A 12,744-nucleotide genomic window follows, 5' to 3' on the forward strand; every position below is an offset into this window, starting at 1 on the left:
CGGCGCGGAGTTTGTCCGGTGCGCCACGCGACGGGGACGGCCCGGCCGGGGGGTGCGCCAGACTGGTCGGATGGAGCTGTCCGCCGAGGAGCAGGCGATCGTTGCCACCGTCCGCGACTTCGTCGACCGAGAGGTGCGGCCGGTCGTCCGGGAGCTGGAGCATGCGAACACCTATCCCGAGCGGCTCATCGGGCAGATGAAGGAGCTCGGCGTGTTCGGGCTGGCGGTGCCCGAGCCGTACGGGTTCGGGAAGGTCTCCACCCCCTGCTACGCCATGGTCACCGAGGAGCTGGCGCGTGGCTGGATGAGCCTGGCCGGGGCGATGGGCGGCCACAGCGTCGTCGCGAAGCTGATCTCGGCCTTCGGCACCGAGGATCAGCGGCGGCGCTATCTGCCGCGGATGGCCACCGGGGAGCTGCGGGCCACCATGGCCCTGACCGAACCGGGCGGTGGATCGGATCTGCAGGCCATGCGGACGGTGGCTCGTCCTGACGCCGGCGGCTATCTGATCAACGGCACCAAGACCTGGATCACGAACGCGCGCCGGTCCGGTCTGGTGGCGCTGCTGTGCCGCACCGACCCGGACGCGACACCCCCGCACCGGGGGATGAGCATCCTGCTGGTCGAGAAGGTCGAGGGCTTCACCGTCTCCCGGGACCTCCCCAAACTGGGCTACAAGGGTGTGGAGAGCTGCGAGCTCGTCTTCGACGACGCCCGGGTGCCCGCCGACGCCCTGCTCGGCGGGGCGGAGGGCCACGGGTTCCCGCAGATGATGACCGGGCTGGAGATCGGGCGAATCCAGGTCGCCGCCCGGGCGACCGGCGTCGCGCGGGCGGCGTTCGACGATGCGCTGCGCTACGCCCAGGAGCGGGAGAGCTTCGGCCAGCCGATCTGGCGGCACCAGTCCATCGGCAACTATCTGGCGGACATGGGCACCCGGATCACCGCCGCCCGGCAGTTGCTGCTGTACGCCGCCCGCCGCCATGACAGCGGCGAGCGCTGCGATCTGGAGGCGGGCATGGCGAAGCTGTTCGCGTCCGAGACCGCGATGGAGGTCGCGCTGAACGCCGTCCGCATCCACGGCGGCTACGGCTACTCGACCGAGTTCGACGTCGAGCGCTACTTCCGGGACGCGCCCCTGATGATTGTCGGTGAGGGCACCAACGAGATCCAGCGCAACGTCATCGTCAGCCAGCTCGTCCGCCGCGGTGGCCTCGACGGCTGATCCCGGGGTGCGCCTTCCGGGCACGCACCCCGGGCACGCACCCCGGGCACGGGCTCAGGCCTCGCCGACTGCCAGGGTCAGCTCCGGGTTCTCACTGCTGAACAGCCCCCAGGGGCTCTCCCAGCCCGGGACGACCCAGGCGTGCATCATCCAGGCCTGGTTGGCGCTGACGCCCGCGCGGGACCGGCCGCCGACGGTGGCGCAGTCGTCCGGGTTCACCAGCGGGACGACCATGCCCTTCACCGAGCACAGCGAATCGTGGTAATGCCAGTCGTCGTTCGGCCCGGCGAAGCCGGACGGCTCGGCGTCCGGGGTGGACTGCTGCAGGTAGCTCACCCCGACCACGGGCGCGTCCCGGCGGTTCGAGCCGTACAGCAGGATCTCGGGCTTCGCCGCGTCGAGGCGGCCGTCCCGCACGTTCGCGATGCTCAGGTAGTGCGCGCCGATGCCCGGCAGGTACTGCGTCACCTGGATGTAGCCGGCTGCCAGGGCGTCGGCGGCCGTCGGCAGCGCGAGCGCCGCCGCGCGGGACTGCTCCAGCTGGGTGGTGAGGGTGGCCCTCGTGGCGGGGTCGGTGACCGGTTCCCAGGCCGCGGGACCGGAGTGTCCGTGCCCGCCGTTGCCCTCACCCGATCGCACCATGGCCTCGACGCCCTCGTCGACCAGTGGGGCGATCTGATCCCGGCCCGGCCCGTCGGGGTTGCGCCGGAGGACCTCGGTGACGAGCCATTCCTTGCTGTTGCGCATCGCCATGTCGATCTGCGCCTGCGTCATGTCCGCCGTGAACGCCTGATAGCGATCCATGACCAGGGCTGAGCCGCCGTGGTCGTGCCCGCCGTCGGCGTGGGAGTGCGAGTGGCCGCCGCCGGTCGCTCCGGCCGGGGCGGCCACGGCCAGCACGGCCACCGCGGTCACCGGGGCGACCCACAACCGGGCCCGGTCCGGCCCGGTCACCGCGGCGAGCAGCAGCAGGCCGGCGAGGACGGCGACCGCCTCCAGGCCGAGCACCGCGACCCCCTGGGCGTCGAACGCCTCCGGCTCCGCCAGGCCGGGCAGCGGCGCGCCGGTGGTGTGCGCCAGGGCCAGCACCACCGCGGCGCCCAGGTTCACCGCGGTGACGGCGGCGGCGATCAGCCGTCCGGGCTGCGCCCACAGCGCCAGCGCGAGCGTGACCTGCACGGCTCCGGTCAGGGCCATGCCGCCGCCGACCAGGGTGTCGGCACCGTGCGCGAAGGCGATCGGCAGGTGCACGATTCCCGCCGCGATGGTGGTGAGGGTGACGATGTCCACCACCAGCCGACTCGACCGGCCCCGGGCCCGGGCCTGATCCTGGCGCTCGTTCTGGCTGACGCTCTGGTCACCGCCTGAGGTGCCGTCCGGGGGCGGCTGGTACGGCGGGGCGGTGGGTGGATCAGCCGGGCTGATGCCCGTGCCGGACGGGGCGGTCATAGTGGGCCACTCTCCCGATGGTCGCTCGAAACTCGGGTGTCACGGGCCTCCGGGGAACCGTGGGAATCAGCGGTCGGATGCTCTCTCACGTAACCGGAACGCCCGCTCGGCACAGTAGGTGGCGGCGCGTATGGCCCGCGTCTGGTCACCTTCCGTCCGGCCGCCGCGCCGGCGCGGCGAAGGGAGAGGCACCATGCGGGTGCTCGTGGTCGAGGACGACGAACCGCTGGCGGACGTCATCCGCCGGGGCCTGCGGGCGGCGGGGCTGACGGTGGACAGCGCCGACGACGGTGTCGTCGCCCTGGAGAAGGCGACGCTGGTTGACTACCCGGTCATCGTGCTCGACCGGGATCTGCCCCGGCTGCACGGCGACGAGGTGTGCCGCCGGCTCAGGCGGGACTCCCATCCCGCGCGGGTGCTGATGCTGACCGCGTCGGCCGCGGTGGCGGAGCGGGTGGACGGCCTGGAGCTGGGCGCCGAGGACTATCTGACGAAGCCCTTCGCGATGGCCGAGCTCGTCGCGCGGGTCCGGGTGCTCGGCCGACGCCCGCCGCCCACCCTGCCGGAGCCGCTGCGCTGGGCGGACGTCGAGCTGGACCCGGCCCGCCGCGTGGTCCGCCGCGGTGGCCGGGTGCTGAGCCTGACCCGCAAGGAGTTCGGGCTGCTCGAGACGCTCCTGGCCGCCCGCGGTGCGGTCGTCAGCGCCGAGGAACTCCTGGAGTCGGTGTGGGACGACAACGCCGACCCGTTCACCAACGCCGTGCGGATCACCGTGATGACGCTGCGCCGCAAGCTCGGCAGTCCGCCGCTCGTCGAGACGGTGACCGGGGTCGGCTACCGGATGGCACCGTGACCGCGTCGGCCGCGGTCGGCGGCGTGCGGCGGCGTCGGTGGCCGCGGCCGACGATCGGGCTGCGGCTGACTCTGCTGATCACCGCGCCCGCCGTGGTGATCACCGGTGCTCTGCTGCTCCTCGGCTACCTGCTGGTCAGAGACTTCTTCTACACCCCGCTGGACAGCACCGACCGGACCCGGCTGCTGGCGGCGGCCGGAACCGAGCGGCGGGACCGGGCGACCAACCGCCGTTTCCGGGACAACTACGGAATGTCGGTGTCCGACTTCCTGGACGGGATCCGCCGAGAGATCGGGGACGAACTGCTGCGGGCCCTGCTGACCCGGTCGGCCGTCGTCCTCGTGGTCACAGCTGTCGTCGCGGGTGTCTGCGCGTGGGTCGTCGCACGCCGGGCACTGCGCCCGATGCGGGAGGTCACCGCCGCCGCCACGACCCTCTCCGAGGGTGACCTGCGGGCGCGGATCCCGACACCGGGTGTGGACGACGAGGTGCGCGACCTGGTGCGGGCGTTCAACGGCATGCTGGCCCGGCTCGAGGCGGCGTTCGCCGCGCAGCGGGCGTTCGCGGCGCTCGTCTCGCACGAGCTGCGGACGCCGCTCGCCAGCCTGCGCGGGGAGGCGGACCTGATGTTGGCCCAGCCGGACTGCTCGGAGCGGGAACGGCTGGTCGCCGGCGCCGCGGTGGCCGCGGTCGAGCGGTCCGAGGCGCTGGTGTCAAGCCTGCTGGCGCTGGCCCGCGCGGAGTCCGGTCAGTTCGACGCGCGTCCGGTCGACCTGGCCGACGTCGTCGGCGAGGTGGTCGGCGAGCATGCGGAGGCGGCCGGGCGCGCTGGTATCCGCCTCGACCTGCGGCTGACCGAGGCGCGGCTGCCGGTCCACGGCGAGCGGGCCCTGCTGACCGCGATGGTGACCAACCTGGTCGGCAACGCCGTGCGGCACAACCGGCCGCGGGGCACGGTCGTGGTGGCCGTCGACCGCGCCGGCCCCGAGGCGACGCTGGAGATCACAAACACCGGCGCTCCGCTGTCCGACGAGGACGTCGCCGCGCTGCTGCGGCCGTTCAGCAGGCTCACCGGTGACCCGGGCCCGGCCGACTGCCGCCCGGCCGGCCACGGGCTGGGCACCGCGGTCGTCGCCGCCGTCGTGGCGGCGCACGCGGGCACCTTCACCGCGCGCCCGGCCCGCCCGGACGGCCTGCACGTCCAGGTGCGCCTGCCGACCGGCGGGACCGAGCCGGCGCCCTGACGCGCGGGGTTGTGCGTCTCGTCACGGCTGGCCCCGGGACGGGCCGGGCAACGGGGACGTCCGCCTGCGAACTGTGGCACCGTTGGGCAGGCCGCCTGGAACCGGGACGAGAGATGAGGGACTGCCGTGCGGGAAGCAGTGATCGTGGAGGCGGTGCGCACGCCGATCGGCAAGCGCAACGGGTCCCTGGCGGGTTTGCACCCCGTGGACCTCGCCGCGATGGCGCTCAACGAGCTGATCAGCCGGACCGGGATCGACCCCGTGCTCGTCGACGACGTCCAGTGGGGGTGTGTCGGCCAGGTCGGTGACCAGTCCAGCAACGTCGGCCGGTACGCGGTGCTCGCCGCCGGCTGGCCCGAGTCCGTGCCCGCGGTCACGGTCAACCGGGCCTGCGGCTCCAGCCAGCAGGCGCTCGACCAGGCCGTGTTCGCGGTCATGGCCGGTGCGCAGGATCTGGTCGTGGCCGGCGGGGTCGAGTCGATGAGCCGGGTGCCGCTCGGCGCGACCCGCCAGTCGGGTGAGCCGTACGGGCCGGCGGCCAAGGCCCGCTACGACGGCTTCGAGTTCAACCAGATCGTCGGCGCGGAACTGATCGCCGAGCGCTGGGGCTTCACCCGCCGGCAGCTGGACGAGTACGCCTCGCTCAGCCACGAGCGGGCCGCGGCGGCGATCGACGGCGGGGCCTTCGAACAGCAGACGTTCGCGGTGCCGACCGAGTCCGGGCCGTTCACCGCCGACGAGGGCCTGCGCCGCGGCACCACACCGGAGAAGCTCGCCGGGCTCAAGCCGGTCGCGAAGGAGAACGGCCTGATCCACGCCGGCAACTCCTCCCAGATCTCCGACGGTGCCTCCGCGGTGCTGGTCACCACCCCCGAGCGGGCCCGTGAGCTGGGCCTGCGCCCGATCGTGCGTTACCACAGCGCCGCCGTCGTCGGCTCGGACCCGGTGCTGATGCTCACCGGGCCCATTCCGGCGACGCAGAAGGTGCTCGCCCGTGCCGGCCTGTCCATCGGCGACATCGGTGCCTTCGAGGTCAACGAGGCGTTCTCCTCGGTCACCCTGGCCTGGCTTGCCGAGCTGGGCGCGGACATCAAGACGGTCAACCCCCTCGGCGGCGCGATCGCGGTCGGGCACCCGCTCGGCGCCTCCGGCACGATTCTGATGACCCGGCTCATCCACCACATGCGCGACAATGGCATTCGCTACGGCCTGCAGACCATGTGCGAGGGCGGTGGCACCGCGAACGCGGCGATCGTCGAGCTCGTCGCCGAGTGACCCCCCGCCCCGCGGATCCCTGACCCGATTCGCCGGAGCGGAGCTGAACCCCGTGACCTCACTGCCCGATTCGCCCGTCCCGCCTTCTTCTGACGTCCCGCCTTCCGCGGACGTCCCGCATGTCCCGTCCGCCGCCGCCGGCCTTTACGAGGTCGTCGGGCGGCGGCGGGACGTCCGCGGGCAGTTCACCGGAGAGCCGATCACGGCGGGCGCACTGCGCCGGGTGCTGGGCGCGGCGCACGCCGCGCCCAGCGTCGGGCTGACCCAGCCGTGGGACTTCGTCCTGGTCGAAAGCCGGGAGACGAAGGCGGCCATGTACGCGCACGTCAGCCGCGAGCGGGAGATCTTCGCCGGCACGCTCACCGGTGAGCGGGCGGCGCGGTTCGCCGGCATAAAGATTGACGGAATACTCGAGTCCACTCTCTCCCTCGTGGTCACCTACGACCCGGCGCGCGGGGCTCCGGCCGTCCTCGGCCGGAACACGATCGCGGACGCCGGCCTGTACTCGGTGTGCCTGGCCATCGAGAACCTGTGGCTGGCCGCCACCGCCGAGGATCTCGGCGTCGGTTGGGTGTCCTTCTACCGCGAGGAATTCGTCCGGGGTCTGCTCGGGATACCCGACAGTGTGCGTCCGGTCGCCTGGCTGTGCCTCGGGCCGGTGAGCCACCTGGAGATCACACCGGATCTGGAGCGCCACGGCTGGGCGGCCCGGCGGCCGCTGGACGCCGCCGTCCACCACGAGCACTGGTAGCGCCACCGGAGCGTGGGACGTCCCGGCGGAACCGGAAAGGGCCGGCCGGGAACCGGCGGCCGGGCGGATGGTCCCGGGGGGCCGCCAGGCCAGCCCGCCGCCGCCGGTGTCGGCAGGAAAAACTTTTCCGGGCAGAGTTCCAAAGAATTATCCCGAAGACGGGTCCGTGGAATTCATGTGGACAGGCTGCCCGCTTTTCTTCGTTACCTCGCGTTTACCGCCGGAAGCGTCGGCGTGACAAACGCCCGCCAATAATCTATGCGGGTTCGCCGGAGCTCGATCCCATTTTGGTCGGCGCGCGGCTGAAGTGCGCCGGCCGCCGGTCACGGATCCGCCGTGGCCGGCGAGCCGGAGCAGTTTTCGGCTGATTGGAGACGATTCTGCCATGCCATTCGTGATCACCTCCGCGTGCATCGACGTGAAGGACGGCGGCTGCCTCAGCGGCGGTTGCCCCGCCGACTGCATTTACACCGGCGGGCGCAAGATGTACATCAACCCCGACGAGTGCACCGAGTGCGGGGCATGCGCGGTGGCATGTCCGGTCGGAGCGGCGATGCTCGACGAGATGGTGCCCGCGGCGGAGAAGGAGTTCATCAAGAACGAGGAGCTCTTCTTCACGGAGGTCCTCCCCGGGCGGGACGAGCCGTTGGGTGAGGAACCGGGCGGCGCGGCGAAGACCGGAAAGATCAACGCCGACACGGAGTTCATCGCCAACTTCAAGAAGTAGGTCCCGCCCGCGTGACGACCCGTCCGACCCGTCCGACCCGTGCGGCTCAGCGGAGCAGCTCGTCCGCCGCGCGGGCGACGCCGGCCATGCCCCGGCGGGTGGCCCGTTCGGCGATGTCGCGCAGTTCGGCCGGGTCGACGGGATCGCCGCTCTGCCTGGCGAGCTGGGCGGCGACCAGCCGGGTGCGCAGGAGCGCGCCGATCCCGTGCGAGCGGGCAGCGGCGTCCGTCGCTGTCCGCAGGTGCGCCTGGGCGGCTGGGAGGTCGCCCTCCAGCGCCGCGAGCCGGGCCAGGCCCAGCGCGACCGGACCGGCCATCCCGCACTGGCCCAGGTTGGCGATGCTGCCCGCGATCGGTGCGAGCCGTGCGGTCAGCGACCCGACGTGCTCCCGCAGGCCCCGGTCGGCGACCGCGTGGGCCAGCATCGTCAGGGCCGCATGGGTGGTCCAGACCACCGGTTCGACCTGCCGGACCGCTGCGGCGATCAGCTCGTCGGCATCCGCGTCGTTCCTGGCGGCGGCGAGCACCGCCACCACCCAGGGCGCGTTGACGGCATTGGGGGCCTTGTCGTCCGGCTCGTGCAGCCGGCCCTGCTCCCAGCGCAGCGTCAGCCGGGCGAAGTCGTAGACGCCGCTCTGGTACAGCTCGGTCTCACGGTGCAGGGCGAAGGCCTGGTCGTAGATCCGTTCGGCGCCGTCCAGGTCGTCGTCCCGCCACAGGGCCAGCGAGCCCTGCGCCCAGCGGAACTGCACCCGGCTGGCCGGCAGCCGGAGCAGGTCGCTGCCGAGCGCGCCGAGACGCGCGTGCTCGGCGGCCGCCGGGTCGCCCAGAGCGGACTTCGCCAGGTGGAGCAGACCGTGGGTGATCACGCTGTCGATCTGCGCGGCGGCATGCGGGACGTCCGCCAGCCGGGCGAGGAGCTCGATCGATTCGGCGGCCCGCTGGGCGATTCCGGAAAAGGTGAGAGCACGGCCGAGCAGGGCGTCCGCCAGGCATTCGTCGTCGCCGAGCCGTTCGGCCAGCTCGATCGCGCGGCGGCTGAGCCGGTCGGGGACGGTGCCGTCCGGGTCGTAGGTGCTGCCGACCGCGAGCGCGGCCAGGATCCGCACGTGCGCGGCCGGGTCGGCGGCGACCAGGGTCTCCAGGCCGGCCAGGCGGGCCAGCAGCGGAGCCGAGTCGTGGCCGTGGGCCGGCCAGGGCCAGCAGCCGGTGGTCCGCAGCAGCGCGGCGGCGAGACGGCCGGCGGAGTCGAGCCGCCCGCGCCGCACCGCGTCCAGCAGGCCCGCGTCGACCACGTCGAGCAGGGTCTGCCCCCGGCCGTCGCGCGCCAGCGCGCTCACCCGGGCCACCAGCAGCTCGTCGCGGTCGACGTCCAGGTCGCGGTGACTCTGGTCGAGAACTGCCAGTGCCTGTCCCCACCAGTGCGCCGCCGCCTCCGACTGCCAGCGCTGCTCGGCGTCGAGCGCCGCCGCTCGGCAGGCGTCGAGGACGTCGGTGGCCTCGGCCAGCGGCCAGGCGGCCACCAGGTGCGCGGCCCGCCTGGCCTGGGTCTCGCCGCCGTCTCCCGACGCCAGTGCCTCGGCGATCCGCAGGTGCAGGCGCTGGCGGCGCAGGCTGGAGATCCCGGCGACCACCTCGTCGCGCAGCAGCGCGTGCGCGAACATGTACCGGCCGGTGCCGGCGGCCTGGACGATCACATGTTCGTCGGAGGCTTCGTCCAGCATGTCGGCGAGCGCGTCGTGGTCGAGCCGGGTCACCGCGCGGAGCAGCCCGATGTCCAGGGTGTCGCCGATCAGCGCGGCGGAGCGCAGGACCTGCAGCACCGCCGGGTCGAGGCCGGCGAGCCGCTGGCCGAGCACCGAGCGCACCGCGACCGGGACCTCCCCACCGGCGCGTTCCTGCTCGGGAAGCCGGGCGTACTCGCAGACGAAGAACGGGTTCCCACCGGTCCGCTCCGCGAGCTCGGCGGCAGCTGCCGCGCCGATGTCCTGCCCGCTGACCCGGCGGACCAGCTCCTCGACCTCCCCCTCGCTCAGCGGGGGGACGGCGAGGCGCCGCGATCCGTGCCCGCGGGCGGTGGCGGCGAGCAGCCGGTCCAGTGCGGGCCGGCCGCTGACGTCCCGCGCGGTGGCGACCACGGCCAGCCCGGGGCGCGGGCCGGCGGCCGCGAGATGGGTGAGCAGCCGCAGCGACGCCTGGTCAGCCCAGTGGACGTCCTCGGCGACCAGCAGCAGCGGGCGGTGCCGGGCCGCGGCGGACAGTGCGGTCAGCACCCGGTCGTAGACCCCGAACCGGGCGGCGTCGGCGTCCAGGCCGGTCGGCGGGGTCAGCACGGCGTCCGGGTCCAGGCCGAGATCGCGCAGCAGCTGGCGGACCGGCCACCACGGCGGGACAGCCTCGTCGTCGGGGCATCCGGTCCGCGCGACGGCTCCGCCCGACCGCGCCCAGAGGACGGCGGCCTCCTGCGCCAGCCGGCTCTTGCCTATCCCCGCCGGGCCGGTCAGGACCACCCAGCGTCCGTCGCCGGTGAGCGCCTCGGCCAGAACGGACTCCAGGACGGCGATCTCATGGACCCGGCCGACCAGGTCACCGCGCTGGCCGCCGGGCCCGGACCGGGCCGGCGACCCGCCGTCGGCCGGCGACCCGCCGTCGGCCGGCGACCCGCCGTCGGCCGGCGACCCGCCGTCGGCCGGCGACCCGCCGTCGGCCGGCGCCACCGGGCCGTCGCCCGGGTCCGGGGTGCTGGCCCGACCGGGCCAGGAATCAAGGCCGGCATCCTGGCGAAGGACGGCGCCCTGCAGGTCGCGCAGGACCGGGCTGACCTCCAGACCCAGCTCCTCGTCCAGGCGGCGGGCGTGTTCGCGGAACACCTCAAGCGCCTCGGCGGGACGTCCCGCCCGGTACAGCGCGATCATGTGCAGCCGGCAGACACCCTCCGCGAGGGGGGCGTCGGCCAGCAGTTGGCGGGAGCGCAGCACCGCGGTGGTGACCCGGTTCAGACCGAGCAGGCCGATGACCGCGTTCTGCTCGCACTGCGCCCACCGCTCGGCCGCCGCCGTCGCGGCGCCCCGTACCCACGGCTCGTCGCTGAACTCGGCGAGCAGCGGGCCCCGGCGCAGCGCGGCCGCGCGGTCGGCGGCGGCCAGCGTGCCCGGCCAGTCGCCGGCGTCCGCGGCGGCCTGGGTCTCGTCACAGGCCCGTTCGAACAGCCGCAGGTCGAGGTCCTCCAGGCTGATGTCCGCCAGGTAGCCGGGGGTACGCCGCACGATCGGCGAGGTGGCCCGATCGCCGTCCCGGAGCAGGCGCCGCAGGTTGGAGATGTGTGCCTGCAGGCTGGACAGCATGCTCGGGGGATGCTCGTCCCCCCAGACCGCGTCGGCTAGGCGGTCCACGGAGACGACCCGGCCGGCGTTCAGCAGCAGGGCGGCCAGGACCGCCCGCTGTTTGGGACCCCCGAACTGGACCGGCCCGCCCTCCCGGATGACCTCGATCGGCCCGAACAGGTGGTAGAACGGCACGCACCTCATGATGCCGTCACCTCGTCTGGCGGGCTGTCCGAGCCGCCGCCGACGTCAGGACTGGACCAGACCGGCTGCGGCGCGCACCGGGTCGGCCGCCACCATGCGGGCGTTCGGGTCGTAACTCGCGGTGAGGGTCGCCAGCCGGGCGAGGGTCGCGGCGTCGTACTTGAGCGCCACGACCGCCGGGTCGGTGCTCGCGCCGAGGTTCGGCGTCGAGATTCCGCCGGACCACGGGTCGAGCGCCGCCATCACCGCCGCCGCGTGCCCCGTCGTCGCCTCGACGACCGGCGGGGCGGCGATGCCGATGGTCAGTGCCGCGTAGGCGGCGTCCCGGTGGCAGACGGCGCTCGGCGCGCGGGGGGCGCGGGCCAGCGCACCACCGAGCAGCCGCAGCTCGACGATCACCTGCGGGCAGTCGGCCTCCGGACCGGCCAGCGCGAGCAGCGTGCCGACCGCGTCCTGCGGCAGCTCCCGCAGCAGCACCGAACGCTCGTGGACGGGCATCGGGTCCACCGGGTCCGCGTGGATCATGCCCAGGGCGTTGAACGGAAGCACTCCCAGCCCGCCGAGGATCGGCGGCGCCAGCGTGCTGATCGGCTCGGCCACCCGCCCGCCGTCCGCCGGGTCACCGACCCAGGCGAACCGGACGGCGACGGTGCACCGCCCGGCCAACGGCGGCGGCACCGCCGGCATCGCCGGCAGCCGCAGCACCGCCAGCGAGGTCGTCGCCTGCTCGGGCAGCGACGCCGACCACACCCGCCACGCCGAGATCACCCGCTCCGCGTCGGCACCGTCGAAGTAGAGGCAGCCACCGTAGATCTCGGCGACGTCCAACAGCTCGAACTCGACCGCGGTGACGATGCCCAGCGCGCCCTTCCCGCCGCGCAGCGCCCAGAACAGCGAGGTGTTCTCCGTCGCGGTGGCCCGGCGCAGCTCGCCGTCACCGGTGACGACCTCGAAGGCGGTCACCAGATCGCTGCCGAAGCCGTAGGTGCGCGCCACCGGCGACAGCCCGCCGCCGGTCAGGTAGCCGACGACGCCGACCTGCGGCGCCGAACCGGCCAGCGCCCCGAACCCGTGCGCCGCGGCGGCGTCGAGGACCTGCTGCCAGCGCACCCCGGCGCCGACCCGGGCCCGCCGCGTCACCGGATCGATCACGAGTTCCTGCAGACGACCGGTGTGCACGAGCAGGCTGCGCCGGTCGTGCGCGAGCGCGCCGTGCCCGGTGGAACGCACCTCGAGGGCGAGATCGTGGGCGTCGGCGAAGCGCACGGCGCTCACCACGTCGGCCGCGGCCGCCGCGACGACGACCGCCACCGGCGCGGAGGGGACCGCCACGTTCCACGGGGTCGCGGCCTGGCCGTAGCCGGGGGTTCCGGGCAGCAGCACCTCGCCGCGGACGCGGCCGGCGAGGTCTGCCAGCGCCGCCTCCAGCACAGCTGCCGAGAGAGCCGAGGGAACCGAGGGAGCTGGTGGAGCCGAGGACGCGGCCACCGGAGCGAGGGAGCTCGGGGCGAGGGGCAGGTCGTGGGACGAGGAATCGGGCACGAGGGTGGACATGGCGCCTCCGTCTGGCGATCGGTGTCGAGCGGGACGGAGATCAGCGTGCGGTGGGCAGCTTGGGCTTTCCTTGCGACGGCGCACTCCGCGCCTGCGCCGCGCGCCCGGCCCGCTTGGGGCGCGGTGGCGACGTGTGTGGG

9 protein-coding genes are annotated in these 12,744 nt (G+C 74.0%); 6 read left to right on the forward strand and 3 right to left on the reverse strand.

Annotated elements, in window-relative coordinates:
* Positions 1-70: 70 nt before the first annotated feature.
* Positions 71-1,225 carry an acyl-CoA dehydrogenase family protein gene (locus B207_RS0112145; RefSeq protein ID WP_018636805.1) on the forward strand — a complete coding sequence of 385 codons (1,155 nt, stop codon included), beginning with the start codon at positions 71-73 and terminating at the stop codon, positions 1,223-1,225.
* A gap of 54 nt (positions 1,226-1,279) precedes the next feature.
* Here B207_RS0112145 and B207_RS0112150 read toward each other — a convergent pair whose 3' ends face one another.
* Positions 1,280-2,674, reverse strand: coding sequence for a hypothetical protein (locus B207_RS0112150; protein WP_018636806.1), 1,395 nt, complete (start codon positions 2,672-2,674; stop codon positions 1,280-1,282).
* Positions 2,675-2,867: 193 nt separating this feature from the next.
* Here B207_RS0112150 and B207_RS0112155 point away from each other — a divergent pair, with 193 nt between their 5' ends.
* From B207_RS0112155 to B207_RS0112175, 5 genes are all read left to right on the forward strand, one after another.
* The gene (locus B207_RS0112155; protein WP_018636807.1) at positions 2,868-3,527 is read left to right on the forward strand and encodes a response regulator transcription factor; all 660 of its coding nucleotides are present in this window, start codon (positions 2,868-2,870) and stop codon (positions 3,525-3,527) included.
* Positions 3,524-4,771 carry a sensor histidine kinase gene (locus B207_RS33625; protein WP_018636808.1) on the forward strand — a complete coding sequence of 416 codons (1,248 nt, stop codon included), beginning with the start codon at positions 3,524-3,526 and terminating at the stop codon, positions 4,769-4,771. Before B207_RS0112155 ends, B207_RS33625 begins: the two co-directional genes overlap by 4 nt.
* A gap of 126 nt (positions 4,772-4,897) precedes the next feature.
* Positions 4,898-6,046 carry a thiolase family protein gene (locus B207_RS0112165; RefSeq protein ID WP_026310973.1) on the forward strand — a complete coding sequence of 383 codons (1,149 nt, stop codon included), beginning with the start codon at positions 4,898-4,900 and terminating at the stop codon, positions 6,044-6,046.
* Positions 6,047-6,098: 52 nt separating this feature from the next.
* On the forward strand, positions 6,099-6,797 hold the full coding sequence (gene bluB / locus B207_RS0112170) for a 5,6-dimethylbenzimidazole synthase (protein WP_018636810.1): 699 nt from the start codon (positions 6,099-6,101) through the stop codon (positions 6,795-6,797).
* A 385-nt stretch (positions 6,798-7,182) separates the two neighbouring features.
* Positions 7,183-7,524: an indolepyruvate ferredoxin oxidoreductase subunit alpha gene (locus B207_RS0112175; protein ID WP_018636811.1), complete on the forward strand. Its 342-nt coding sequence runs from the start codon at positions 7,183-7,185 to the stop codon at positions 7,522-7,524.
* Between the two features lie 46 nt (positions 7,525-7,570).
* On the opposite strand, the gene B207_RS0112180 is transcribed toward B207_RS0112175, so the two are convergent.
* On the reverse strand, positions 7,571-11,050 hold the full coding sequence (locus B207_RS0112180; protein WP_051102495.1) for an ATP-binding protein: 3,480 nt from the start codon (positions 11,048-11,050) through the stop codon (positions 7,571-7,573).
* A gap of 45 nt (positions 11,051-11,095) precedes the next feature.
* Complete coding sequence (locus B207_RS0112185; protein WP_018636813.1) at positions 11,096-12,604, reverse strand: FAD-binding oxidoreductase; 1,509 nt, start codon at positions 12,602-12,604, stop codon at positions 11,096-11,098.
* Positions 12,605-12,744 lie beyond the last annotated feature (140 nt).

It is taken from the genome of Parafrankia elaeagni, assembly GCF_000374165.1.
Lineage (GTDB): Bacteria > Actinomycetota > Actinomycetes > Frankiales > Frankiaceae > Parafrankia > Parafrankia elaeagni.

Bases quoted from the DNA above. Each gene is read 5' to 3' on its own strand.
- B207_RS0112145 (WP_018636805.1), top strand. From the start codon at position 71: ATGGAGCTGTCCGCCGAGGAGCAGGCGATCGTTGCCACCGTCCGCGAC.
- B207_RS0112155 (WP_018636807.1), top strand. From the start codon at position 2,868: ATGCGGGTGCTCGTGGTCGAGGACGACGAACCGCTGGCGGACGTCATC.
- B207_RS0112150 (WP_018636806.1), bottom strand. From the start codon at position 2,674: ATGACCGCCCCGTCCGGCACGGGCATCAGCCCGGCTGATCCACCCACC.
- B207_RS0112175 (WP_018636811.1), top strand. From the start codon at position 7,183: ATGCCATTCGTGATCACCTCCGCGTGCATCGACGTGAAGGACGGCGGC.
- B207_RS0112185 (WP_018636813.1), bottom strand. From the start codon at position 12,604: ATGTCCACCCTCGTGCCCGATTCCTCGTCCCACGACCTGCCCCTCGCC.
- B207_RS0112180 (WP_051102495.1), bottom strand. From the start codon at position 11,050: ATGAGGTGCGTGCCGTTCTACCACCTGTTCGGGCCGATCGAGGTCATC.